Source organism: Akkermansiaceae bacterium (genome assembly GCA_017798145.1).
Taxonomy (GTDB): Bacteria; Verrucomicrobiota; Verrucomicrobiia; order Verrucomicrobiales; family Akkermansiaceae; genus Luteolibacter.
Genome location: CP059069.1, coordinates 3,719,808 through 3,745,088, shown reverse-complemented (window position 1 = coordinate 3,745,088; position 25,281 = coordinate 3,719,808). Strand labels below are relative to the sequence as shown.

23 protein-coding genes and 1 pseudogene are annotated in these 25,281 nt (G+C 61.1%); 16 read left to right on the top strand and 8 right to left on the bottom strand.

Annotation, left to right across the window (positions count from 1 at the left end; genetic code table 11):
• Window positions 1-29: 29 nt before the first annotated feature.
• The 8 genes and pseudogenes from carA to HZ994_16055 all read left to right on the top strand — a co-directional run bounded on the left by carA (window position 30) and on the right by HZ994_16055 (window position 8,042).
• Window positions 30-1,193, top strand: coding sequence for a glutamine-hydrolyzing carbamoyl-phosphate synthase small subunit (carA, locus tag HZ994_16090; protein QTN33767.1), 1,164 nt, complete (start codon window positions 30-32; stop codon window positions 1,191-1,193).
• Window positions 1,194-1,198: 5 nt separating this feature from the next.
• Window positions 1,199-1,578 (top strand): annotated as a pseudogene (locus HZ994_16085) (GxxExxY protein).
• A gap of 60 nt (window positions 1,579-1,638) precedes the next feature.
• Complete coding sequence (locus HZ994_16080) at window positions 1,639-2,910, top strand: adenylosuccinate synthase (GenBank protein ID QTN33766.1); 1,272 nt, start codon at window positions 1,639-1,641, stop codon at window positions 2,908-2,910.
• Window positions 2,911-2,977: 67 nt separating this feature from the next.
• On the top strand, window positions 2,978-3,208 hold the full coding sequence (locus HZ994_16075; GenBank protein QTN33765.1) for a type II toxin-antitoxin system VapB family antitoxin: 231 nt from the start codon (window positions 2,978-2,980) through the stop codon (window positions 3,206-3,208).
• A gap of 7 nt (window positions 3,209-3,215) precedes the next feature.
• The gene (locus HZ994_16070) at window positions 3,216-3,641 is read left to right on the top strand and encodes a PIN domain-containing protein (protein ID QTN33764.1); all 426 of its coding nucleotides are present in this window, start codon (window positions 3,216-3,218) and stop codon (window positions 3,639-3,641) included.
• A gap of 26 nt (window positions 3,642-3,667) precedes the next feature.
• Complete coding sequence (locus HZ994_16065; GenBank protein ID QTN33763.1) at window positions 3,668-4,357, top strand: isoprenyl transferase; 690 nt, start codon at window positions 3,668-3,670, stop codon at window positions 4,355-4,357.
• Window positions 4,358-4,364: 7 nt separating this feature from the next.
• Complete coding sequence (locus tag HZ994_16060) at window positions 4,365-6,767, top strand: DUF1592 domain-containing protein (GenBank protein QTN33762.1); 2,403 nt, start codon at window positions 4,365-4,367, stop codon at window positions 6,765-6,767.
• An 18-nt stretch (window positions 6,768-6,785) separates the two neighbouring features.
• On the top strand, window positions 6,786-8,042 hold the full coding sequence (locus tag HZ994_16055; GenBank protein QTN33761.1) for a DUF1552 domain-containing protein: 1,257 nt from the start codon (window positions 6,786-6,788) through the stop codon (window positions 8,040-8,042).
• 24 nt (window positions 8,043-8,066) lie between these two features.
• On the opposite strand, the gene HZ994_16050 is transcribed toward HZ994_16055, so the two are convergent.
• Window positions 8,067-11,213, bottom strand: coding sequence for an efflux RND transporter permease subunit (locus tag HZ994_16050; protein QTN34425.1), 3,147 nt, complete (start codon window positions 11,211-11,213; stop codon window positions 8,067-8,069).
• A gap of 166 nt (window positions 11,214-11,379) precedes the next feature.
• Here HZ994_16050 and HZ994_16045 point away from each other — a divergent pair, with 166 nt between their 5' ends.
• The 3 genes from HZ994_16045 to HZ994_16035 all read left to right on the top strand — a co-directional run bounded on the left by HZ994_16045 (window position 11,380) and on the right by HZ994_16035 (window position 15,105).
• Window positions 11,380-12,006 carry a TIGR04282 family arsenosugar biosynthesis glycosyltransferase gene (locus HZ994_16045; GenBank protein QTN33760.1) on the top strand — a complete coding sequence of 209 codons (627 nt, stop codon included), beginning with the start codon at window positions 11,380-11,382 and terminating at the stop codon, window positions 12,004-12,006.
• A 144-nt stretch (window positions 12,007-12,150) separates the two neighbouring features.
• A complete protein-coding gene (gene purM, locus HZ994_16040; protein QTN33759.1) occupies window positions 12,151-13,146 on the top strand; it encodes a phosphoribosylformylglycinamidine cyclo-ligase in 996 nt (331 codons plus the stop codon).
• 36 nt (window positions 13,147-13,182) lie between these two features.
• Window positions 13,183-15,105, top strand: coding sequence for an amidophosphoribosyltransferase (locus HZ994_16035; protein QTN33758.1), 1,923 nt, complete (start codon window positions 13,183-13,185; stop codon window positions 15,103-15,105).
• Window positions 15,106-15,162: 57 nt separating this feature from the next.
• Here the strand turns inward: HZ994_16035 and HZ994_16030 are convergent, their stop codons facing one another.
• Both HZ994_16030 and HZ994_16025 read right to left on the bottom strand, forming a co-directional pair.
• The gene (locus HZ994_16030; protein QTN33757.1) at window positions 15,163-15,672 is read right to left on the bottom strand and encodes a hypothetical protein; all 510 of its coding nucleotides are present in this window, start codon (window positions 15,670-15,672) and stop codon (window positions 15,163-15,165) included.
• Entirely contained in the window at window positions 15,669-16,481 is an 813-nt protein-coding gene (locus HZ994_16025) for a glutamate racemase (GenBank protein ID QTN33756.1), read from the bottom strand. Before HZ994_16025 ends, HZ994_16030 begins: the two co-directional genes overlap by 4 nt.
• Window positions 16,482-16,583: 102 nt before the next feature.
• On the opposite strand from HZ994_16025, the gene lipA reads away from it, so the two are divergent.
• The 4 genes from lipA (at window position 16,584) to HZ994_16005 (ending at window position 21,149) form a co-directional block, all read left to right on the top strand.
• Window positions 16,584-17,591 (top strand): lipoyl synthase, encoded by a 1,008-nt coding sequence (lipA, locus tag HZ994_16020; GenBank protein QTN33755.1) that lies wholly within the window; start codon window positions 16,584-16,586, stop codon window positions 17,589-17,591.
• A 71-nt stretch (window positions 17,592-17,662) separates the two neighbouring features.
• The gene (locus tag HZ994_16015; protein ID QTN33754.1) at window positions 17,663-18,124 is read left to right on the top strand and encodes an EVE domain-containing protein; all 462 of its coding nucleotides are present in this window, start codon (window positions 17,663-17,665) and stop codon (window positions 18,122-18,124) included.
• A 118-nt stretch (window positions 18,125-18,242) separates the two neighbouring features.
• Window positions 18,243-19,028, top strand: a complete 786-nt coding sequence (locus HZ994_16010) for a hypothetical protein (protein QTN33753.1) — start codon at window positions 18,243-18,245, stop codon at window positions 19,026-19,028.
• Between the two features lie 48 nt (window positions 19,029-19,076).
• Window positions 19,077-21,149 carry a hypothetical protein gene (locus HZ994_16005; GenBank protein QTN33752.1) on the top strand — a complete coding sequence of 691 codons (2,073 nt, stop codon included), beginning with the start codon at window positions 19,077-19,079 and terminating at the stop codon, window positions 21,147-21,149.
• A gap of 21 nt (window positions 21,150-21,170) precedes the next feature.
• Here the strand turns inward: HZ994_16005 and HZ994_16000 are convergent, their stop codons facing one another.
• The 5 genes from HZ994_16000 to HZ994_15980 all read right to left on the bottom strand — a co-directional run bounded on the left by HZ994_16000 (window position 21,171) and on the right by HZ994_15980 (window position 24,466).
• Window positions 21,171-21,920, bottom strand: a complete 750-nt coding sequence (locus HZ994_16000) for a PDZ domain-containing protein (GenBank protein ID QTN33751.1) — start codon at window positions 21,918-21,920, stop codon at window positions 21,171-21,173.
• A 6-nt stretch (window positions 21,921-21,926) separates the two neighbouring features.
• Window positions 21,927-22,352, bottom strand: coding sequence for a hypothetical protein (locus HZ994_15995; protein QTN33750.1), 426 nt, complete (start codon window positions 22,350-22,352; stop codon window positions 21,927-21,929).
• Between the two features lie 37 nt (window positions 22,353-22,389).
• Window positions 22,390-22,923 carry an RNA polymerase sigma factor gene (locus HZ994_15990; protein ID QTN33749.1) on the bottom strand — a complete coding sequence of 178 codons (534 nt, stop codon included), beginning with the start codon at window positions 22,921-22,923 and terminating at the stop codon, window positions 22,390-22,392.
• Window positions 22,924-23,105: 182 nt separating this feature from the next.
• Entirely contained in the window at window positions 23,106-23,630 is a 525-nt protein-coding gene (locus tag HZ994_15985; protein ID QTN33748.1) for a hypothetical protein, read from the bottom strand.
• A 98-nt stretch (window positions 23,631-23,728) separates the two neighbouring features.
• The gene (locus tag HZ994_15980; GenBank protein QTN33747.1) at window positions 23,729-24,466 is read right to left on the bottom strand and encodes a TlyA family RNA methyltransferase; all 738 of its coding nucleotides are present in this window, start codon (window positions 24,464-24,466) and stop codon (window positions 23,729-23,731) included.
• A gap of 97 nt (window positions 24,467-24,563) precedes the next feature.
• Between HZ994_15980 and HZ994_15975 the strand changes: the two genes are divergently transcribed.
• On the top strand, window positions 24,564-24,905 hold the full coding sequence (locus HZ994_15975) for a hypothetical protein (protein ID QTN33746.1): 342 nt from the start codon (window positions 24,564-24,566) through the stop codon (window positions 24,903-24,905).
• Window positions 24,906-25,281: the final 376 nt, after the last annotated feature.

The following is a 25,281-nucleotide window of genomic DNA, read 5'->3' as shown; positions in this document are numbered from 1 at the left end:
GCCGCCGGGCGTACATACCCTCCCGCTCCGTGCCCACCACCGCCATCCTTGCCCTCGAAGACGGACGCTGCTTTTCCGGCGTTTCCTACGGAGCCACCGGAACCACCACCGGGGAAATCTGCTTCAACACCTCCATGACAGGCTACCAGGAGGTGATCACCGATCCCTCCTACCGCGGCCAGATCGTCGCGATGACCTACCCGATGATCGGAAACTACGGGGTCAATCCGGAGGACAACGAATCCGCCGGCCCGCACATCCGCGCCTTCGTCATCGGCGAGCTCTGCGAGATCCCATCGAACTACCGCTCCACCGAAAGCCTTTCCGCCTATCTTGAGCGCCACGACATTCTCGGCATCGAGGGCATCGATACCCGCGCGCTCACCATCCACCTCCGCTCGCTCGGAGCCATGCGTGCCTGCGTTTCCACCGAGCTTTCCGAAGAGGAAGCCATCGCCGCCGCGAAAAACTCCGCCCCCATGGAGGGATCGGATTTCGTGAAAGAGGTCACCACCAAGGAAGCCTACATCTGGACCGAGGAATCCCGGAAATGGGGTCTTGCCAACGCCTCCATCGGCGAAACCGAAACCTACCAGGAACTCCCCGAGGCGAAATACAAGGTCGTCGCCATCGATCTCGGCCTGAAATACAACCAGCTCCGCATGCTCCGCCAGGCGGGCTTTGAGGTTGAGGTCGTTCCCGCCACCACCTCCGCCGCCGAGATCCTCGCGAAGGATCCCGACGGCCTGTTCCTCACCAACGGCCCCGGCGATCCGGCCGCCCTCGGATACATCCATGCGGAGATCCGCGAGCTCATCACCAAGCTCCCCACCTTCGGCATCTGCCTCGGCAACCAGCTCCTCGCCCACGCCTACGGCGGCACGACCTTCAAGCTCAAGTTCGGCCACCGCGGCGGCAACCAACCGGTCAAGGATCTGCGCACCGGGAAAATCTCCATCACCTCCCAGAACCACGGTTTCGCCGTCGATCCCGCATCGCTCCCCGACGACATCGAGGTCACCCACATCAACCTCAACGACAACACCGTCGAAGGCATGCGCCACAAGACCCTCCCGGTCTTCTCCGTCCAATACCACCCAGAAGCAGCCCCGGGACCCAACGACGCCGCCTACTTCTTCGAGGAATTCGCAGCCCTAATCGAGACGGGGAAAAAGACTTCAACCGCGAATTGACGCGAATGTCCGCGAATCTGATTTTTCATGATGAGGTCTATCAGATCATCGGGTGCTCCATGGCTATCCTGAATGGAATTGGTCATTGTTTGAATGAGAAACCTTATGAAAACGCCCTCGCCGTCGAATTCACGCATTGCGGAATCCCCTTCGACCAGCAAAAGCGTTTTCCCGTCCTCTGGAGAGAAACGCTGGTCGGCGAGTTCATTCCCGATCTGATCGCGTTCGGTGCATCATCATCGACACGAAGACCATCGGCAAAATCACCGATCACGAGCGAGGCCAAATGCTCAACTACCTCCGCATCACCGGTCTCCAGCTCGGTCTCATCATCAACTTCAAAAAAACAACACTGGAATGGGAACGCATCGTCCTCACAAGGTAACGATCTTCATTCCTCTTAAAAATTAGCGAAAATTCGCGTTCATTCGCGGTTAAAAAAATCATGAACACAGTCATCACCGGCCTCCAATGGGGCGACGAAGGAAAAGGCAAGATCGTCGATTACCTAACCGAAAGCGCCGACGTCGTCATCCGCGGCCAGGGCGGCAACAACGCTGGCCACACGGTCATCGCCAAGGGCACGAAATACGTCCTCCACCTCCTCCCCTCCGGCATCCTCTGGGATGACAAGGTCAACGTCATCGGGAACGGCGTTGTCGTCGATCCCATCGGCCTCTGCGTCGAGATCGAACGCATCGAGGGACAGGGCATCACCATCGGAGCCGGCAAGCTGCTCATCTCCGACCGCGCCCATGTGGTGCTGCCTTTCCACAAGGAACTGGATGCCGCCCGCGAGATTTCGCTCGGTGACCAGGCGATAGGCACCACGAAGCGCGGCATCGGCCCGGCGTATGCGGACAAGATCAACCGCTGCGGACTGCGCATGGCGGATCTGTTGGACAGGCCTTTTGCCGAGGCGCAGATCACCCGCCGCGTCGCGGAGGTGAACGAGATCCTCGTGAAATACGATCTCCCCACTTTCACGGCGGAATCCGTGATCGAGGAAACCTATGAGGCCTTCGAACGCCTGCGCCCGCACGTCACCAACACGATCCCCGTCCTCCACAAGGCGTGGAAAGCGAAGAAAAACCTCCTTTTCGAAGGCGCCCAGGGAACCCTTCTGGACATCGATTTCGGCACCTACCCCTTCGTCACCTCCTCGAACACCACAGCCGGCGGCTCCACCACCGGCACCGGCCTCCCGCCGACCGCGATCCAATCCGTCATCGGCGTCTGCAAGGCATACACCACCCGGGTCGGCTCCGGCCCCTTCCCCACCGGAGACGAAGGGCTTTCCAAATACCTCCACGACCTCGGCCGTGAGTTCGGCGCGACCACCGGCCGCCCGCGCGGTTGCGGCTGGCTGGACACGGTGCTGCTCCGCTTCGCCTGCATGGTCAACGGGGTCACCGGCCTTGCCGTAACCAACGTCGATGGCCTCGACGAATATGAGGAACTGAAAATCTGCGTCGCCTACGACATTGATGGCGACCGCCACGAACTCCCGCCCGCCGACCGCTCATTCTGGGATCGCGCGCAACCGATCTACGAGACCCTCCCCGGCTGGAAAGCGGACACCACCGCCTGCACCAGCTACGACCAGCTCCCGGAAAACGCGAAAGCCTACCTCACCCGCCTTTCCGAGCTCTGCGACGCGCCAATCGCCTTCGTGGGTGTGGGACCGGACCGGAGGCAGACGCTTACTGCAATTTGACAACAAATCCTCAGATTTCATCATTTCCATGTTGAATTTGATGCAAATTGAGGATTATATCGGTCGCATGAGAATCACAGCCGACATCGATGAAGTGATCCTGACGGATCTTCTGAAAATCACAGGGGACAAATCCAAGAGCGCTGCGATCGCCAGGGCAGTCAAAGACTACGTCAATCGGCAGAAATCGAAGGAATTCGGACGCATGATTCGCGAAAACGCCTTCGACTACCCTGATACGGTTCTGGATGAAAACGGGCAGGACGTAGCCAATCCCGTTCCTGACCTATACAACTGACCTCACCGTGGTTCTTGTTGACTCCTCCGCTTGGATCGAAGGGTTCCGCCAAAAAGGCAGGATCGAAGTCAAATCTGCGCTGGAAGGTCTGCTCGGGGAGCAAAAAGCACTTTGGTGTTCACCGGTTCGACTTGAAGTGCTCGGCGGCGCCCGGAAAACGGAAAGGCAAAAGCTCGCCGGGCATTTCCAAAGCCTTCCCTACCGCAGATGCACCGAGGAGGATTGGGATCGCTCCGTTGCGCTTTCCTGGAAACTCCGTGGCGAAGGCCTCAATCTGCCGTGGATGGACATTCTCATCGCTTCCATCGCCATCCATGACCGTCTCCGCATTTTCACCTTGGACAAACACTTCGAACAAATCGCACATTTCGTCCCCCTTCACCTCTACACTCCGGGCTACGGTGGCTCCTATCGGGAGGAGCAGAGTTTGTAGCCCCGACCGCTTAATCCAAAATTTCAATGCAGCACATCGCGATCATCATGGACGGCAACGGCCGTTGGGCAAAGGAGCGGGGGCTGCCCCGCGCAGAGGGGCATCGCGCCGGTGCGGAATCCGTCCGCGAGGTGATGGATGCCTGCAAGGAACTCGGCGTCAGATACCTCACGCTCTATGCGTTCTCCTCCGAGAACTGGAACCGCCCCGAGGCGGAGATCGAGGCGCTGATGACCTTGCTCGACCGATTCCTTGATGAAAAGGCGGAGGAACTCGACAAGCAGAACGTGCGCCTGCGCGCCATCGGCCAGATAGCCCGCCTGCCGCAATCCACACGCGATCGCCTCGACCGCATCCAGGAGCATACGAAGGACAACGATTCCATGACCCTCGTGCTCGCCCTCTCCTACGGAGCGCGCGAGGAAATCACCGCCGCCGCCCGCTCCATCGCCGAGGCCGCCCTTGCCGGCAAGCTTTCCCCGGAGGAGATCACCCCCGAGCTGTTTTCCCAACACCTCTACACCGCCGGCATCCCGGATCCCGAACTGCTCATCCGCACCTCCGGGGAGATGCGGATCTCCAATTTCCTCCTCTGGCAGATCTCCTATTCGGAAATCGTCATTGTGAAGAAAATGTGGCCGGACTTCCGCCAGGGCGACCTCTTCGCAGCTGTCGAGGAATTCAGGAACAGGCACCGCAGGTTCGGCGCGCTGTAGCCGCCGCGTGATAGCATCCCGGGGGATACGCCGTAATTTCCCGGAAGTTCCGATGCGTTATTTTCTCCTCACATGGCTTGCCGCCCATCTGTCGCCTGCGCAGCAGGATACCCGTGCCCTGCTCGAGCCGTTTCTCGAAACCCACTGCTACGAATGCCACGACGACATCGGGGCGGAGGCGGAACTGAACCTTCTCGGCCTGAAATTCGATCCCGCCGACCCCGCGAACTTCGCCACATGGGAAAGGGTCTTCCGGAAAGTCCACGAAGGCGAGATGCCGCCAAAGGAAAACAAGCGCCCCCCCGGAGCGGATCTCGAGGCCTTCCTTTCCTCTGTCGCAGGGCCGTTGCACGAGACCGACCGGTCCATCATCGTGCGGGAGGGTCGCGTGCAGGCGCGCCGCCTGACCCGGGAGGAGTATGAGAACAGCGTTCACGATCTGCTCGGTGTCGGAGTGAGGCTCCAGGATTCCCTGACGGCGGACTCTGACGAAGGCTTCACCAACACCGCAGCCCATCAGCAGCTCAGCCATTTCCATCTGGAAAACTATCTCAACGCCTCCGACATCGCCCTTGAAGAGGCCTTCTCCCGCATCCTCGGCAGCGATCCCTCCTATCTTGAGCGCCACGGGATCGGCGAACTGACCCACCGTTATGAGAAAGGCAACTACCGCGGGCCCGAGAAGTTCGGAAAGCATGTGGTTTCATGGAACATGGGCGTCCAGTTCTACGGCCGCCTGCCCGAAACGGATGTCCCCGAGGACGGTTGGTATGATGTCACCATCCACTCCGCCAGCGGCATCAACCGGGGCGATGACGGAGCCGTCTGGGCTACGTTGAACTCCGGAGCCGGCCAGTCGAACGAGCCCTTGCAATTTCCCATCGGCCTTGTGGAGGGTGCGGAAAACCCCTCCGACCAGACTTTCCGCGCCTGGATCAGGAAGGGTCACTGCCTGATTCTCAAGCCATCCGAGGGCGGGAAAAAGTCCGCCCGGTCGAATGTCGTGGGAGGGGACGGCGGGACGGTGATTTTCAAAGGAAGGAATCTCGAAAAAGAGGGATACGACGGACTGAGTTTCACGGCGATCACGGTGAAGCGAGTGCACCCCAACGGCAGCCGCGCGGAGGTGATGGCAAAACTCTTCCCCGGTCTGGATGAAAACGGGATACGGAACGGCCCGGGTGACGCGGGGGCGGCGAAGCGCCTGCTGGGGGATTTCGCGCGACGCGCCTTCCGCAGGCCGGTGGATGGGGCCACACTCGCACCTTACGTGGAGCTGGTTTCCGGCGCGCTGAAATCCGGCGACGGCTTCGCACAGGCCATGCGCCAGGGCTACCATGCGATGCTCTGCTCGCCGAATTTCCTGACCTTCCATGAGACACCCGGCTCGCTCGGTGGCCATGCGATCGCTTCGCGACTCAGCTACATGCTTTGGAAATCCATCCCGGATGCGGAGCTACTGGAGCTCGCGCGGAGCGGCGGACTCCAGGAACCTGCGGTCATCTCCGCACAGATCGACCGCATGCTCGCCGATCCGAAATCATCGCGCTTCATCACCTCCTTCACCGACCAATGGCTGGAGCTGCGCGACATGGATGCCACCCAGCCGGATCCCGTGCGATTCCGTGATTTCGATTCCGGCCTGCAACAGGCAATGGCCGCAGAGACCCGGGCTTTCGTTTCCGAGATGATCGCGAAAGACCTACCGGTTGGGAATTTCCTGAAATCGGATTTCGCTTTCCTCGACACCCGGCTCCAGACCCACTACGGCCTCGGCAAGCTGAAGGTGCGCCCGGGCGGGGGCTTGCAGAAGGTCGCGCTTCCGCCGGGCTCGCGCTCCGGCCTGCTCACCCAGGGGGCGATCCTGAAAGTCACCGCCGACGGCTCGGTCACCTCGCCGGTCGTGCGCGGGGTTTTCGTCAACGAGCGCATCCTCGGCCGCCACATCGACCCGCCGCCACCGAACATCCCCGCCATCGAGCCGGACACAAGGGGCGCGGTCTCCGTCCGCGATCTGTTAGACAAGCACCGCGACTCCGCCGCCTGCGCCTCGTGCCATGCGAAGATCGATCCCGCAGGCTTCGCGCTGGAGGGTTTCGATCCCGTGGGCAGCGTCCGGGAATTTTACGGAAAGCCGAAAAAGTCCGCCCGGATCGATCCGAGCGGAACCACCCCGGAGGGACGCGATTTCGCGGATTTCGACGGGTGGCGGGAGATCCAGCTTGCCCGGCCGGAGATGCTCGCCGAAGCCTTCGTAGGCCAGCTCCTGCGCTACGGCACGGGCGGGGAGATCCGTTTCAGCGACAAGGACGTTCTGAAAAAAATCACCCAGCAAGCCCGTAACAATGGCTATGGTCTGCGCACGCTTCTGAAGGCAACCCTCACCAGCCAGCTTTTCCTCGAAAAATAACCCCGCACAGCCCACGGCATGCACATCTCCACCGGAAAATCACTTTCGCGCCGCACCGTCCTCAAGCGGGCCGGCATCGCGCTTTGCCTGCCGATGCTCGATGCGATGGTGCCCGCATTCGCCGCCTCCAGAGCCCCTGTGAATCCGCGCCGATTCGTCGGGGTTTCGCTCGCACTCGGACTGCACAACCCGCTGCTGATCCCGAAGGGCAAAGGCCGCGGATACATGCCCTCCCCGTATCTCAAGGACATCCAGGATCTGCGCGAGGATTTCACCGTCATCTCAGGAACCTCCCACCCCGGCGTCAAGGGCGGCCACGCGGCCGAGGCATCCATTTTCTCCGCCTGCCCGATGGAACGGAACTCCGCCAAGGCGAACACGGTGTCCCTGGACCAGCTCATGGCAAAGCACCTCGGCCACCAGACCCGTTTCCCGTCACTGGTTCTCAACACCCGCGGATCGCGCTCCCCCTCCTACACCGAAAACGGCGCGATGATCCCCGCCATCGACGATGCCCGCGAACTTTTCGCCCGGCTTTTCACCGAGGACACCCCTGCCGCGAAACAGCGCCAGTCCGAGATCAACGGGCGCGGCCAGTCCATCCTCGACATCGTGCGGGACGAGACCAAAGCCCTCGGCCGCCAGCTCGGCCAGGGTGACCGTGAGAAAATGGACGAATGGCTCACATCCGTCCGCGAGCTAGAGACCAGGCTCGAAGCCAACGAGAAATGGGTCAGCCGCCCGAAGCCCAAGGTCGGCGCCCCGCCGGCGCAGGCTGACAACAACAGCGCCCCCGACCAGATGCGCGCCATGCTCGATGTCGTCGCCCTCGCCCTCCGCACCGACTCCACCCGTTTCGTCACCCTCCACTGCGCCGGAAACAACGTCCGCGCCCTCGATGGAGTCGAGGAGGCCTACCACTCCCTTTCCCACCACGGCCAGAACCCGAAAAAACTCGAGCAGCTCGCCATCGTGGAAAAAACCACCGTCGATAACTGGGGGAATTTCCTCCGTGAGCTCAAAAAGCACGAGCTGCTCGATGACACCATGGTTCTCCTCACCTCGAACCTCGGCAACGCCTCCTCCCACGACAACCGCAACATGCCCGTCCTCTTCGCAGGGGGCGGCTTCACGCATGGCCACCACCTCGCCTTTTCCCAGACAGACAACTACCCCTTGCCCAACCTCTACCTGAGCATGTTGCAAAACCTTGGCTTGGAATGCGGCCATTTCGCCACCTCCACCGGCACGATGAGCGGCTTGGGGAAAGCGTAGCGAAATCCCCCGGGTCCGGGTTCCCTACTGCATCGCTTTTCGCTCCAATCCGAGGTATGCCCTGAGGAGTTTCCTCACATCATTCACGATGAGGAAGAGCATGGGCAGCAGGAACAGGGTGATGAGTGTTGCGAAGGCGATCCCGAAGGCCAGCGAGGCGGCCATGGGTTTCAGGAACTGTGCCTGGACTTGTGTTTCCAGAAGCAGGGGCGCGAGGCCGAAGAAGGTTGTCAGGGAGGTGAGCAGGATGGCGCGGAAACGGTCCACGCCCGCCATGGTCACCGCTTCCGCCAGCGGTTTGCCCTCATCCTGGAGGTCGTTCACCGCGCAGACGAGCACCAGCGAATCGTTCACCACCACCCCCGAAAGTGCCAGGATCCCGAACACCGAAAGGATGGAGATCGGCAGGCCCATCATGTAATGGCCGAGCAGTGCGCCGATGATGCCGAAGGGGATCACCGACATGATGATGAGCGGCTTGAGGTAGCTGCGCAGCGGGATCGCGATGAGCACGTAGATGAACACGATGGAGAAGACAAAGCCGGTGAGCAGGGAGCCGATGGATTTTTTCCGCTGCTCCACCTCGCCGCTCTCGGTGATGGAGATGGACGGATATTTCGCGAGGAACTCAGGGAAGAATTTCTCCTCAAGCCGCGTCACCACCTCGTCGGAGGAGGTCAGCGCCTTGTTGACGGAGCCCTGGATGGTGACAACGCGCTTGTTGTCGATGCGTTCGATGGATGCCAGCGCATTTCCGAACTCGGTGTCCGCGATGACAGGGAAAGGCACCGCAGATCCATCCGGTGCGCGGACCCGCATTTCGCGCAGGGTCTCCAGGGAATCCCGCTCATCCTGAGGGTAGCGCACCATCACCCGCAGCTCGTCGCGCCCGCGCTGCACCCGCTGCGCCTCGCGCCCGAAGAACGCATCCCGCACACCCTCCGCGAGATCCCGCCTCGTGAAGCCCGCCGCTTCACCCTCCGGCGTGACCGAGTAGGTGATCTCCGGCTTGCCCGATTTGAAACTGTCGCTGATGTCGAAGGTGCCGGGGTAGGTCGCGACCTCATCGGAAAGCTCCTTGGCCGCCTTCTCAAGCTCCGCGAGATCCTCGCTCTCCAGGTTGATCGCAAGATCCCCGCCCGGCGGACCGGCAGTGGCCTTGAAGGTCAGCGAGCGCGCGCCCGCCACGCTGCCGACCGCTTCCCGCCAGTCCTTGACGATCTGTTCCGAGGGCAGCGACTCGCGGGTGGTCGAGCGGGTCAGCTCCACGGCTATCGATGCATCCGTGTTCGTGCTTGCGGCGACCTGGATTTCCACAAACGGATTCTGGCCTATCTCCCTTTCATAACGCTCGCCGAGCTTCCGTGCCTCGTCAGCGATGCGTTGCGCCTGGCTGTGGAGGTAATCGACGGACTGACCCTGTTCCAGGCTCAGGTTCGCACTTGCATCGTCGTTGTAGATGTTCGGGAAAAACACGAAGCGCAGCTGGCCTGCGGGAAACAGCCCGATCACCAGGATGAAGATGGCGATGAAGGTGGCGAGCACCGCGTAGCGCCATGGCATGGCGCGCTTCACGGCGGGGAGATAGACCCTGAGGACGAGGCTTCTCAAGCAGTTGGATATGGCTTTCTGGAAACGGGTGAACGCCTTCGTGATGGGATTCCCCGGCTTCCGGTGGACATTGATGTGGGCGAGGTGGGCGGGGAGGATGAGTTTCGATTCGATCAGGGAAAAGATCAGGCAGAAGATCACGGTCGTCGCGATCTGGCCGAACACGTTTCCAAGCCGCCCGCTCACCTGGGTCAGCGGCAGGAAGGCGGCGATGGTGGTGATTACCCCGAAGGTCGCCGGAGTGACCACCCGGCTTACGCCCATGACCGTGGTGGCGATCGCGTCCCCATCGCCGTCGCCCTTCGCCTCCTTTTCCGAGTAGATCGACTCGCCGATGACGATCGCATCGTCCACCACGATCCCGAGCACCACCAGGAACCCGAAGGCGGAAATGATGTTCACGGAGAGATCGAGGCCGGGAATGGGGAACAGCGTCACCGCACCGGCCAGTGAGACCGGGATGCCGATGGCGACCCAGAAGGCCAGACGGAGGTTGAGGAAAAGCATCAGGATGCCGAGCACCAGCAGGACGCCGAGACCGCCGTTTTTCCCGAGCAGGATCAGCCTGTCCTTGATCTTCGTGGAGCCATCCAGCCAGTGGGCAACCTCCACCCCCTCCGGCAGATCCTCAAGGCCATCGACCACCTCCCGCGCCTGCTGCACCGCCTTGATGATGTCGTCGTTGCCCTCGGTGACGACGTTGAGGCTCGTCGTCGGCTGGCCGCGGAAACGGTTGAGGAATTTCTGGTCCACGAAGCCGTCGCGCACTTGCGCCACATCCCTCACGAAAATCCGGGCGCCGTCCGGATCCGTCCTGACGGGGATGCTCTCGAAATCCGCCTTGCGGTATGCCTGATCGCGGGCGCGCAGGGAAATGTCGCCCCGGTCGGAGCGGACATCGCCGCCGCCGAGATCCACGGAATTCGCCGAGACCGCATCCGCCAACTCGCGGAAAGTCAGGCCGTATCTGCGGAGCTGCTGCTCGGATGGCTCGATGGAAATCTCGTAATCGCGCGCTCCGAAGGTCTCCACCAGCGAGATCGCCGACTGGGCGAGCAGCTTGTCGCGGATCTTCCGCGCCGTCTCTTTTCGCACCGTTTCTGTCGCATCGCCATAGATCTCGATCCAGAGAACCTGGTTGCTGCGCTTGTTTTCCTTCACCACCGGCTTCTCCGCCTGTTCCGGGAAACTCGGGATCGCATCGACCTGGATCTTCACATCGTCGAGCAGCTTGTTGATCGGATAGCCCTCGACCGCCTCGACGGTCACCGTCGCAAGGCTGTCCGTGCTCTCCGAGCGGATCTCCTCGATGCCGTTGACCGATTTCAGCGACTCCTCGATGCGGATCGCAACACCGCGCTCGACGTTTTCCGGAGTCCCCCCGCGGATCGGCACCGTGATGGTCACGGACTCCGCCGCGAAGGCGGGGAAACCCTCTTTCCTGACATTGAGCGCCGTGAAAACGCCCGCCCCAAGGATGGACAACATCAGGATGTTCGCGACAACGGGATTCGATGCGAACCAGGTGATGAATGGATGTCTGTTCAAAACGGAAATGATGGGAAACCTGATGCCAATGCCAAACGACAGCCGCATCCTTGCATGCGCGGCCAGAGTCCATGGACAAGACCAACCCAAGTTGCCCGCACTCGCCGGGTTTGCAAACCCATTCCCACCCGCTGATTCTGATTGGAGCTACGGCAGATCTTCGTCACTGTCGCCCAAGATGCCCGCACTGTCCCTGATCGTGATGACACGCCTGCCTGCGGAGGGCTTTGTGAAAACACGCCTCATCCCGGCTCTCGGGGCGATTGGCGCCATGGATTTCCACGGCCGTCTCGCACGCCACTGCATCTCACGCGCCGCTTCTTTTTGCAGCGCCGGACAAGGGCGCAAGATGACGATCTGTTTCACCGGCGGAACCACCACGGAGGCGAAGTGTTGGCTTGCCGATGGCGAATTCCATTTTCGGCAGCAAGCGGACGGCGATCTGGGGGAACGAATGAGGATCGCGGCCGGGGAGGAATTCGCGGCCGGGGCGGAAAAGGTGCTCATCGTGGGCACGGACTGCCCGGAGATGGATCAGGCCGCGCTTGAGGAAGCCGCTTCATCCCTCGGAAAACACGATCTCGTTTTCGGCCCGGCGCTTGATGGCGGCTACTACCTCATCGGGATGGCGAAACTCGAGCCTGCGGTCTTCCAAGGGATTTCATGGGGCACGGAACTCGTGCTTCCTCAATCCTGCGAGGCCGCCCGGAAGGCCGGGCTTACCTTTCACCTGCTGAGCCCGCTACCGGACGTGGATGTCCCGGAAGACATTCCCGGCGCAAAGGCCGCGCTTGAAAATCGCTGAGATATCACAGCCGCGGGGCATCACCCCATGCCATGCAAGCCGCTTTCCCGATGCCCCCCCGCCGCTGCACCCCCCCCAATCGCCCGGAAACGCGCTTTTCTGCGTGACCCCCTCCCCTGGCCTGCCTAGAACCCGGGCACACCAATGGCAGGCAAGCTCACTTATCAGCAGGCAGGAGTTGACACGCGGAGAGCCGCATCACTCGTCGGGGACATCAAGGGGCACGTGAAACGCACCCAGCGCAACCGCAAGCTGCTAGGCGCATTCGGACTTTTCGCCGCCTGCTACGACCTATCCGAATACGACCAGCCGGTCATTGTCACAGGCTGCGACGGCGTCGGCACGAAACTGGAGCTCCTGCTTGAAAATGACATGCTCGAAACCGCCGGCAAGGATCTCGTCGCCATGTCGGTCAACGACATCCTCACCACCGGCGGCGACCCCCTGCTCTTCCTCGACTACATCGGCATCGCCGCCCTCGACGAGGAGAAGATCACCCGCGTGATCGGCGGAATGGCCGATTACCTCGAAGCCTGCAACTGCATCCTCGCCGGCGGCGAAACCGCCGAAATGCCCGGCATCGTCCCCGTGGATGTGCTCGAGCTTTCCGGCTTCTGCATCGGCTGCGCGGAGAAAAAGGATCTCATCGACCCCACCACCCTCGCCCTCGGCGATGTCCTCATCGGCTACGAGTCGAACAGCATCCACGCCAACGGCTGGTCGCTCGTCCGCCGCGCCCTCAAGGAAATTGGGCCTGGCGTAGTCACCGAGGAGGAGCTTTCCGCATGGTTGGAGCCGACCCGCCTTTATGACGATGTCGTCAACGACCTCAAGAAATCCGGGATCAAGCCCAAAGCGATGTCCCACATCACCGGCGGCGGCCTCCCTGAAAACCTCGAACGCCTCTTCGTCGGCATGGGGGCCGATCTCACCATCCCGAAGTGGAACCTCCCCGGCATCGAGAAACTCCTCGACCAGGTCGATGCCGAAGACCGTTTCCACACCTTCAACATGGGCATAGGCTGGGTCGCCATCGTCGCGGAAGCAGATGTCGATTCCGCCCTGAAAGCCGGCCCAGGCGGCCACATCCTTGGGACAATGAACGCCACTGAGGGTGTACGCGTGCAAGTCGCCCCATGAGTCTTCCCTAGGCTTTGAATTCTAGAATTTGAAATTTTGAGCGACCACCTAAACCACGAATGCGGCATCGCCGCTGTCCGGCTTCGCAAGCCGCTTGCGTACTATCACGACCGCTACGGCACCTGCCTGTGGGGCATGAACAAGCTGTTCCTCCTCATGGAGAAGCAGCACAACCGAGGCCAGGACGGCACCGGCATCGGCTGCGTGAAGCTCGATATGCCCATCGGCAAACCCTACGTCCACCGCAGGCGCGGTATCGAGGCCGACGCCCTTGCTCAGATTTTCCGCAAGGAGGTGAAATCCTTCTTCAAGATGCACCGCAAGGAAAAGCTGGATAAGCACAACCCGGACAGCGTCAAGGCGAACTTCGACTTCGGCGGGGAGATCCTCATGGGTCACCTGCGCTACGGCACCAGCGGCGAGTTCGACGAAGGCTCCTGCCATCCATACCTGCGCCGCAGCAACTGGCCCACTCGCACCCTCATGGTCATGGGGAATTTCAACATGACCAACGCCGCCGAGCTCAACGACACGCTCATCCAGCGGGGCCAGCACCCGGTCTTCGGCACCGACACCCAGACGGTCCTTGAGGAGATCGGCTACCACCTCGACGAGGCGCACACCAACCTCTACCACAAGCTCCGCGACCAGGGGATGCCCGGAGCCGAGATCCCCGATCACATTTCCGCCGCGCTCGACATCCCGGACATCATCGCCCAATCCGCCGAGCCATGGGACGGAGGCTACGCAATCTGCGGTGCGGTCGGCAACGGGGACATGTTCGTCATGCGCGACCCGCGCGGCATCCGCCCCTGCCACATGCTCATCACCGATGATGTCATCGCCTTCGCCTCCGAGCGCGTGCCGCTCATGACCGTCTTCGAAGCCGAGGCCGATCAGGTCAAGGCCCTCGATCCGGGCTCCGTCATCGTCATCAAGGCGGACGGAACATTTTCCGACACCCAGTTCCACACCCCGCAGAAATTCACCCCCTGCTCCTTCGAGAAAATCTATTTCTCCCGCGGCAACGACCCGCAGATCTACCGCGAGCGCAAGGCCATGGGCTCCGCCCTCGTCGATCAGGTCGTCGCCTCCATCGGAGAAGCGTTCGAGAAAACCGTCTTCTCCTTCATCCCGAACACCGCCGAGACCGCCTACCACGGCATGATGGACGGCCTCCGCCTCTATCGCCGCCAGCAGGTGCGCATGGCCATACTCGAAGGCGCAGCCGCCGGAACCCTGACCCCGGAAAAGGTCGATGAGCTCATTCTCCGCAACTGGCCACGCGGTGAGAAGATCGCCCACAAGGACATCAAGATGCGCACCTTCATCTCCCAAGAGAAAGGCCGCGACCAGCTCGTCTCCCACGTCTATGACATCACCTACGGCGCGGTGAAACCCGGTGACAACCTCGTCGTGCTCGACGATTCCATTGTCCGCGGCACCACGCTGAAGAAATCCATCCTGAAAATCCTCGCCCGCACCAAGCCGTCGAAGATCGTCATCTGCTCCACCGCCCCGCAGATACGCTACCCGGATTGCTACGGCATCGACATGTCGGAACTGGGCAAGTTCATCGCCTTCAACGCCGCCGTCGCCCTCCACCGCCGGGCCGGCCGCCAGCACCTCCTCGACCGCATCTACGACGAATGCAAGGAGGAGCTGAAAAAGCCCGCCGCCGAGCGCCGCAACCGCGTCCAAGGCGTCTACGAAGCCTTCACCCCCGAGGAAATCTCCGCCGAGATCAGCCGCATGGTCTATCCCGAGGACATCGAGTGGAGCGGCGAGGTCGAGGTAATCTACCAATCCATCGAAAACCTGCACGCTTCCATCAAGGGGCCCTGCGGCGACTGGTATTTCACCGGCGACTACCCCACCCCCGGCGGCTTCGCCATGGTCAACCGCGCCTACATTCGCTGGCACGAAGGCGTCGGCGGCCGCAGCTACGACCTGCTGTAAGCAAGATCTCCACCTCCCAAAGGATGCCTGGGCCACATCATCCAGGCTGGCCGCGCCCTACACGGAGGCGAAGCGCCTCCGGAAAACCGCCATCACCGCACGGCATCCCGCCAGCATCCCCAGGCCGGCCCCCATCACCAGAAAGCCGTCCAGGGAAAACCCTGCCCGAATCCCCCTGGCCGTAAACCCAAGTCCTGCGGCCAGAAAAATGAACCCCGTGAAATAAAAGAACTGGAGAGGATGCCCCCTCGTGAAAAACGGCACCGAAAGGCCGGGTCTCGCCAAGGGAGCAGATCTTCCTGCAAACACCACACCCAGACCTCCCCCAAAGATGGCGAAAAAGGCCGCCATCACAAAAACAATGACAACCGGCAAGGGATGAAAACCCGGATCGCGAACAGCCCCATTGGTATCATCAGAAAAAGCCCCCACGGCGAAAGCCGCAAGGATCACCATCATCCTGAGATAAACCGACATGTCCGATTCGTCCCCGGAAATCCTTTTCCAATCAAGCCGGTAGCGAAGCCAATCTTCCCGGCAGTCGAAATTCAGGGCTTGAAGTTTCAACCGCCCAACACCGCGCGCCGCACCTTCCCTGTCGGCCTTCGCAAGAACCGCTTCGCCAGCTCCTCGAACTGCTCCGAAAGGTCGGTCAGGTAAATCTCCAGCTTGCCCTCATCCGTCTTCCGGTTCAGCAAGTCCTTCGCCTCCAGCATCCCCTTGAGCTGCTCCGCGCAGGTCGTCGCGGAATCCACCAGCCGCACATCATCCGGCAAAATCTCCTCCAGCACCGGCACCAGCAGCGGGTAGTGCGTGCAGGCCAGCATCAGGGTATCGATCCCCTTCGCGATGAGCGGTTCCAGGTATTTCCGCAGCACCTCCTTCGTCACCTCCTCGGAAATCCAGTTCTCCTCGATGAGCGGCACCAGCAGAGGCGCCGCGACCCCGTGGATCATCAGCCCGCGCTTCCGCGTCGCCAGCGCATGCTGGTAGGCATGGGATTGGATGGTTCCCCGCGTCGCGATGATCCCGATTCGCTCCGCGTCCTTGTCCGCCAACACCGCCTCCACCCCCGGAGCGATCACACCCATCACCGGCACCGGGCAGCTCTCCCAGAAGTTCGGCAGGGCATGGGCCGTCGCCGTATTGCAGGCCACCACGATCGCCTTCACCCCCTTGGAGAGCAGGAAATCCACATCCTCCGCCGCGAACTGCCGTATCGTCTCCGGGCTTTTTGAGCCATAGGGCAAGCGCGCCGTATCGCCGAGATAAACCACATCCTCACCCGGCAAGAGATCCTGCACCGCCCGCACCACGGTCAAACCGCCCACACCCGAATCGAAAAATCCCAAAGCCGCGTCGTTCACGGCGGCCATCCTTTACCGCCGGCGGAAATCATCAATCCCAATTCCGGAAGCAACCCCAGAAACCTCTTCTTGGGGGTTGAAGTTTCGAGTTTAAAATTTAGCCTCCACCACATGTCCGCCTGCGGCCCGAAAATGAACATGGATCCCACCCTCCACCGGGAGCGCAAGCCCGATTGGATCAAGGTGCGCCTGCCCAACAACCCGGCCTTCTGGTCTACGAAGTCCCTGATCACAGATCTCAAGCTTGTCACCGTCTGCGAGGAAGCCCAGTGCCCGAACCGCTGGGAATGCTGGGGCCAGGGCACCGCGACCTTCATGATCGCCGGTGACAAATGCACCCGCGCCTGCGGCTTCTGCGCCGTGAAAACGGCGAAACCCGACGCACTCGAATCCGACGAACCCGCCCGCATCGCGGAGGCCACCAGCCGGATGAACCTCCGCCACATCGTCATCACCGCCGTCGCCCGCGACGATCTCAAGGATGGCGGAGCGGAGCATTTCCGCGAAACCATCCGCGCCGTCCGCGAGGTGAACCCGGAGATCATCATCGAAGTCCTCGTCCCCGATTTCAACGACCGCGACTGGGCGCTGCAGATGGTCATGGACGCCCGCCCGCACATCTTCAACCACAACCTCGAAACCGTTGAGCGCCTCACCCCGCTCGTACGCTCCCGCGCGAAATACCAGCGCTCCCTCACCGTCCTGAAGAAGGCCAAGCAGATGGTCAACGGCCACGTCGCCACCAAATCCGGCATCATGCTCGGCCTCGGCGAGCGCCACGAGGAAATCCTCCGTGCCATGGACGACCTGCTGGAACACGATGTCACCGTCCTCACCCTCGGCCAATACCTGCGCCCCACTCCGAAGCACCTGCCTGTCATCGAATACATCCACCCGGATCAGTTCGCTCAATACAAGCAGATCGCCATCGCCAAAGGCTTCCGCCACTGCGCCTCCGGCCCGCTCGTCCGCTCCTCCTACCACGCCGCCGATTTCCGCCCCGAGCTCGATGTTCTCCAGGCCATCGAAACCGATCTCCGCGCCGCCAACGGCCTGGAGCTTGGCCCGGAACACCTGCCGGTCCTGCGGATAGTAAAAGCTGAAACGCTGAAAATCTGAGATGCTCGAATTTCGCAGATCTTTTCCCTGATTTCAGTTTCTCGGCGTTTTCGTTTCAAGCATTCACCCCCATGCCCTGGCTCATCAAATCCGAACCCGACGTTTTCTCCATACAGGATCTCGAAAAGGTCGATCAGGAGCCGTGGTCGGGCGTGCGCAACTACCAGGCGCGCAACTTCATGTGGCGCGACATGAAAGTGGGCGACCTCGCCCTTTTCTACCACTCGAACGCCAAGCCCCCCGGCATCGCCGGTGTCGCAAAAGTGGCCTCCGCCTCCTATCCGGATCCCACCCAGTTCGAGAAAAACGGCGAATACCACGATCCCAAGGCAACCGAGGAAAAGCCCCGCTGGTATCTCGTCGATTTCGAACACGTCGCCACCTTCAATGAGCTGCTACCCCTGGAGGCAATCAAGGCCGACAAAGTCCTTTCCGAAATGCTCGTCTGCCAGAAAGGCACCCGCCTCTCCATCACACCCGTCGAAAAAAAGCATTTCACCCGCGCCCTGAAACTCGCGGGCTGCAAGATCTGAGCTCCGCCGCTCACGGGATCCGCACACGCTTCCGACGCCCGTAAACTTGATGGAAATAGTGGATTGCAAGAATGCAAAACCGGATGAGAATCCGAGGATCCCTAACAGTTGATTCCGTGTGCTTGACCTGACCGAAGGAGACCGTGATGAGTTTGAAAAGATAATCCGGGAGATCCAGGAAATCCGGGATTTTCCCGGCTTCGAGGATTACGCCCTGCACCGTTTGCCCGCGTTCCTGGGCTCCCATTTCGCCAACTGGAATGAACACGACGAGAAGATGACCCTGACCAGGGTGGGTACATCCGCCTCGCACGCGGAGGCCGTTGGCCTTGTGCTGGATTCGCTCTACCGCACCCTCCCAACACATCCCACATTCCAACGCTACATCGATTTCAGCACGGGAAAGGCACGCTATGTCGATACCGTGGAGCGGATGAGGGAGGGTCTCCCTGATCAGGAATTCCGGAAGCTCCCCTTCTATCGCTGCGTCGCGAAAGAACTCGGCATCGTTGACCAGCTGGTCATGCACGTCTTCATCAAAAGCGGGCGCGGGGTCGTCCTGACCTATCACTTTCCGAACCTTGCAAGCCGTGCGCAGCACCTCAAGGCCTCGCTCCTCAGGGGACATCTGGTTGCCAGGCTTTATGCGATCGATATGGAGATGGAAAAGCAGGCACAGCTTGCAGAGGACATTGGAGGGCATCTGGCCAAGCGGATCACGCCGAGGGAAATGACCATACTGCGCATGATCTGCCAAGGCCTGGGGAATCACGAGATCGCCGCCCAGCTCGGCATCTCCAAGCGCACTACAGACCACCACGTTTCCAACCTACTCAAGAAACTTTCCGCGACGAACCGCTTCCAGCTCATCTCCCGCTTTGGCAGCTGGATCGAAATCGCATAGGCATACATGCCTATTTACACGAAACCGTCCAACCTCCAGAAACATCCGATGAACCGCCCTTTATCCCTGCCCCGGATCTCGCCGCGCATAAGCCCGCTTACCCTGTTCATCCCACTGCTGTTCGGAGGCATCTCACGCTTGGCGGCGCAAAATGCACCCTACGAATTTTCCCTCGCAACCGGCAGCAACGGCACCACCCTGCCCATCGTCCAGACTTTCACGGCTCCGTTCCAACTCCCTCAGGAATTCTCGGACATGAGCCAGAACGAGGTCGCAGGGTCGGCTTTCCGGAGGAGCGGGTTCTATAGGGCCAGCAGCACGGACGGCACCGATCAGGGCCAGGGGCTCACACTTTATGGAGAGGCTACAACAAGCCTGAACCTCACCAATGTCACCAGCCCGGTTCCTTCTTACACCTTCAATTATCAGCGCCCATACTCCCGAACGAGCCTCAAGGTGAACCGTGACCGCATCGAAGTCACACCGCTGCCCGGAGCGACTTCCGCCACCGTGAGGCTCACGGCTTCCCTGCAGTCCGCGCTCGCCGGAACCTTCCCGGCAGGCAGGATTTGGAGAAACCAAGGACGGACGTTCTTCGAGATCGTAGCAGTCCGGAAACGCAAAAACAACAACCAGACCCAAGCGACCCAATTCGGGAATTTCGATGTCCTTCACGCGCAGAACAACACCAGCACGCTGATCAGCAACAACGTCGTCAGCGTCTTCGGCAACGGTAACGGAGCCTGGAACAGCCTTGGCGGCAGCGGGAGTGGATTCATCGATATCGTCCTGCCGGAAAACGAGTATCTCGAGGTGACCGCCACCCTCTTCACCGAAGTGCAAATCACGGAGTTCGGCGGAAGCACCGGCACAGCGCTTTCCTCTTTCGAGTCGAAGGCAACGGGCGTCATCAAAGCCGCCACGACCGATGGCGCAGGCATCACCTCCAGCCTCGGGCTTTGCAAAGTCCGGCAGTCCTTTCTCGGATCCCCCTACGCCAACCAAACCATTGCCAGCCCCCCGCTGACCCTCAACGACTCCCTGGACTCCGGCCTTCCCCTCGCCTTCGAAGTTCTTTCCGGCCCCGGCAGCATTTCCGGAAATACCCTGACCTTCGACGGGATCCGCGGCATTGTGTCTTATCGGATGTCACATCCGGGGAACGCGCTCTACGCACCTGTCGAGCGCAGCCGTACTGTGCCGGTTGAGGGACTTGCGCAGACCATCACCTTTCCCGGCGGCACAGCCTTTCCCGCAAATTCCGTCCCGTTCGACCCAGGAGCGGTCGCCTCCTCCGGATTGCCCATAGTCTATGAAGTCCTGAGCGGCCCGGTAACGGCGAGCGGCAACCTGCTCACGCCGACAGGCGGCACGGGAAATTTCTCTGTCAGGGCGAGACAGCCGGGAAATGACATCTATGAGCCGGCAACACCGGTGGACGGCTTTTTCAGCATCAGCCCTGCGGTGAATCCGGATACTCCTCAGACCATCAGCTTCCCCCAGCTCATCACCGCAAAGGCCGGTGAGGGGCAGCTCGTCTTTGTCACCTCGAGTTCCGGCCTGCCCGTAACCCTCGCGTTGGTCGAAGGAAACGGGGTGTTCACCGGCATCAACCGCAACATTTTCACACCCCGCGCACCGGGGCTCGTGCGGATCGTCGCGACCCAGCCGGGTGGATTTTTCAACGGCGTTTCCTACCAGGCGGCGGCTCCCGTTGAAAGGAGCTTCACGGCACTCTCATCCGGCTCGGCGTTTTCCGATGCGATGATACTCCTCGATCTGCCGCCCGGACTGCGCGGTGAAAAGGATGACGCGGACGGCGATGGGGTTCCAAACCTCGTCGAGTATGCGATCGGCACAAACCCTTCGGACTCCGGCAGCGGCTCGAATCCGATTGCCGCCACATCCGGCACGCCTCCCTCGGAGCTGAGGCTCACCTATCCGAAGATCCGCAACGATGTGAGTTATTCGGTCGAAGGATCCGCGGATCTGCTCGGTTGGAGCACGGAAGGCATAGACCAAGGAACTCCCGGTGCCGAGAATGCCGTTACAGCCACCGCCCCGTTCTCAACCGGATACCGGTTCCTCAGGCTCAGTGTCACCACCACCCCCGTGCCCTAGCCAAAGCGGACTCCATCATTCTCAAGGCTCTGCCGGAGGCGGTACGATTCGCGGCCTTGGGCTGCGCAATGGGGCTGCACTTTCGCTTAGCGCATGATCCAGCCCGCGCCTCATCGCGCACACTTGGCGCCTCCAGACATTGGGCACGGTGGATAGCTCATGACGCCCCCGAAGGATGCACTCATAAATCAGTTTCCCCTCGGCATCAAGGATCCGGACCGAATCGCCCTCGCTCACCCGCGAAACCTCCGCGCTTCCCATCTCGTTGGAAACCATCGCCTTCTTTCCCTCAAGATCCACCACCCTCAGGGCGCCGTCGTCGCTCCGCATCACCGAATCCGCCAGCATCCGCCTGATCTGTGCTTCGTCCGAAACCTTGCCCACACCGAGCTTGACCTTGAGATCGAGCGATTTGCCCTCGCGGAAAACAGAAACCGTAATCTCTTCCCCGGGCGTTGCGAGGCGGAGCAAGGTCGCCAGTTGGCCTTCGTTCACGAGCATCTGCTCGCCCATTTTCCAGAGAAGATCGAGCTTCCGGATACCGGCCTTCTCAGCCGGCCCACCCTCGACCAACTGGCTCACGACGAAGCCGATCCCGGGCGGTAGAGCCGGCAGTTGGGTCGTCGTGGTGTCGTCCGGCTTGGAAACACCGAGACCCAGCCAGGCTGCGGCGGCCGATTCCGGCGGTGCGTCGACCGGCTTCGCCTCCTGGGAGAACCCGGGGGATGCAGCCAGAAAAGCCACGGCCAGAAGACGGAGGGAGTTGCGCATATCTTCTCAGAAAGTGCTGACAGGCAGGAGAAACATCTCCTCGCGCGGCTCCAAAAGGGTCACGACGATGCCGGTTTCCTCGTCCCGCACCCTTCTTTCCCCGATAAACCTCACCCGGACTTTCCTGACCGCCGAGCCGCCGGAATCCACGAATAGCCCCTCATCTCTGACCTCTTCCACGCGGTCGGATTCATTGAGCACTACGAATTCCGGTTCCTCGGCAATGTTATCGGGAATTTTCACGGACTGCGGAACCGCCCCGTCGCGGGGGAAAAGCGCGAAGCCGCAGACAAGCGCCGCCGCGATCCCGGCTGCCGCAATCCACCGGGAAAATCCAGGGGTAGCCGCCGCAGACAGCTTCCCATCACCGCAGAGTTCCTCCAGCCGGGACTCGATCTCAGACTGCGCAGCGCAGCTGAGCCCGGCAGGCATCAGCCGCATCAGGGCATCCTCTGTATCCCTGTATGGATCAGGCTCCGGCACTCCGTTCCTCCTTTACTTTTTTCATCGTGGCCGAGAGTTGCTCCAGCGCATATCGGTATCGCGAAGCCGCCGTGTTGGGGGAAATGGCAAGCGTCTCGGAAATCTGCGCAAAGGTCAGGCCGCCCCATGTCTTCATCACCACCACCTCGCGCAGCTTGCCGCTCAGGTTTTGCACGGCCTCGCGCAGCAACAGCGCCTCCTCGTCCTCCTCAAGCACCGGATCCAGCCACACATCCTGGAAATCGTTCAGATACAGGATGGATTCCTCACGCTTGCGGCGGCGTTTTTCCGAGCGGTGCAGCATCAGCCCGGCGAAGCGGATCGTTGAAAACACCAGCGGCAGGTCGGGCGGGCCGCCGCCGCGGTTTTCGAGTTGCTGGTAGTGCCACATCTTCAGCACCGCTTCCTGCACCAGATCCTCGGCATCCTCCCTGGTCTTTCCCCAGCCCCTTGCAAAAAGAAGCAGGCGCGGGCCGTTTTCGGCCAGCCATTGCTTCCACGCGTGCGAGAGGCTCCCCATGTCTTCCCCGGTAAAATGCCCCACCGCCTGGCAATTGTCTCCCCAATTTTTCACGGCCGCCCTGGATCGGGGCCGGACATCGGAAGGGCTTCCGGGCTGGGGTCTGGCCTGCCCTGTTGCACAAAAAAAAGCCGACGGATGTCACCGGCGGCTTTTTTTGTTTGATTGTTACGTGCTGCGTATCAGGCAAGGAGAGTGGACTCTTCCTTCTCACCGTCGCACTTCTTCTTGCACTTCTCGGCGAGGAGCGTGCCTTCTTTCTTTTCCTCTTCCTTTTCCTTTTCGTGCTTGTCGCCTTTGCCGCATTTGCCGCAATGAGCGAGGAGGGTGGACTCCTCTTCCTCCTTGTCGCACTTCTTTTTGCACTTCTCGGCGACGAGCGTGGACTCCTCCTCCTCCTTGTCGCACTTCTTCTTGCACTTCTCGGCGACGAGGGTGGACTCCTCCTCCTCCTTGTCGCACTTCTTCTTGCACTTCTCGGCGACGAGGGTGGACTCCTCCTCCTCCTTGTCGCACTTCTTCTTGCACTTCTCGGCGACGAGGGTGGACTCCTCCTCCTCCTTGTCGCACTTCTTCTTGCACTTCTCGGCGACGAGGGTGGATTCCTCCTTCTCCTTGTCGCACTTCTTCTTCTCGCACTTGTCGCCAGCAAAGGCGAGCGGAGTGGTGATCATGGCTGCGCAGAACGCTGTCAGTAGTAATTTCATGGTTTCTATTTTGGTTTGGCTTGGTTGGTTTGGATCAATATCCGGCGTGACCGTAGTCCATAACGAGACACACGCCAGAGGATTTTATTCGTTTTTTCTCAAATTTTCCTCCCGATCCAAGCCAGGAATTCCTGGTTTCCGTCCGTCCCGGAAATGCTTGCCGGGACTACGCCGAGCCATTCACGACCGTGTTCCTCGGTCACGAAAGCCCGGATTTTCTCCACGGCGCGCTCCCGCAATCCCTCGTCCCGCACGATCCCGCCCTTCCCGACGTCCTCCCGCTCCAGCTCAAACTGCGGCTTGATCAGGCAGACCAGCTCCCCGCCCTCCTCCAGCACGCGGAACACCGCCGGGAGAACCTTGGTCAGGGAAATGAAGGAAAGGTCCATCACCGCCAGCCGCACCTTCTCGCCCAGATCCACCTCCTCCATGTGGCGGGCGTTGAATCTCTCCCTCGAGACCACCCGCGGATCGTTCCTCAATTTCCAAACCAACTGGTTCGTCCCGACATCGACCGCATGGACCCTCGCCGCCCCCCGCTGCAGCAGGCAATCCGTGAAACCGCCCGTCGAGGCACCGACATCCAGGCAAGTCCAGCCCGTCACATCGATCCCGAAATGGATGAGCGCCCCCTCAAGTTTCAGCCCCCCGCGCCCGACGAAGCGCGGCTTCTCCCTGATCTCCACCACCGCCTCCTCGGAAAAACGCTCCGCCGGCTTGTCCACCACATGGCCATCCACCTTCACCTCCCCCGCCAGCACAAGGCGTTTCCCCTGCTCACGGGAATCGCACAACCCGCGGTTGAAAAGCAGGGCATCCAGTCGGTCTTTCCTCACGGCGGAAATCAAAGCCAGAATTCCCCTTTTCCACCAGCACCTTTCCCCCGAAATCCTGCTACCCAACCAGACGCGCTTTCGCTATCAGCGTATCGCCATGATCGAAATCACATTCACCTCCACTGTCGCGCTGAGCCTGACCGCCGAACTCGTCCTCGGAACCTGGGCGGTAACCACCATCATCGCCAACGACGATGGCCTCCCCATCAACATCCAGTCGTTCACCCCGACGATGCTCGATGTCAACAGCGCGAAAACCTCCCACTCCTTCCAAGCGACCGAAGACCCCGGCGACCCTTTCCTCATCCTTCACGTCACCAATACCCACCACACCGACCTCGACGTCGCAGTTCCCGGCCAAGCTTCCTTCACAATCCCCCCCAACAACTCTGTAACCATCACCTACCCCCGCAGCTCCAACGCCCATATCAGGGATTGAGCCAAGTCGCGTGGTGACGCAGGCTAGCGAGGGGCGCCTGGACTGATTGCCAAAAAAATTTCCGGAAGACGACACGGGGCTGAGTGAGCCCTCGGCGATGGCTGGGCGAGGGACGAGCGCCACCCCCGGATGGGGGTGGAAACCATTCATTGCACGCCGGAGGTGTGCCAGCCGGGCGTGCCGGCCATGGGGAGCCGCCTGCACCCCTGACCGGGGTGCGGATCATGCCGCCGGAAATCCGGGGGTGTCGCCGCGCCCAAGGCCCGGCTACAAGCCGTCATCCCTGCCGGGATGGAAATTCGCCGCGACATTCGCGGCGATGTTCCGGCGACTCATTTTGGCAAATGGCATGGCATGCGGAGAATGATGGTTGGGA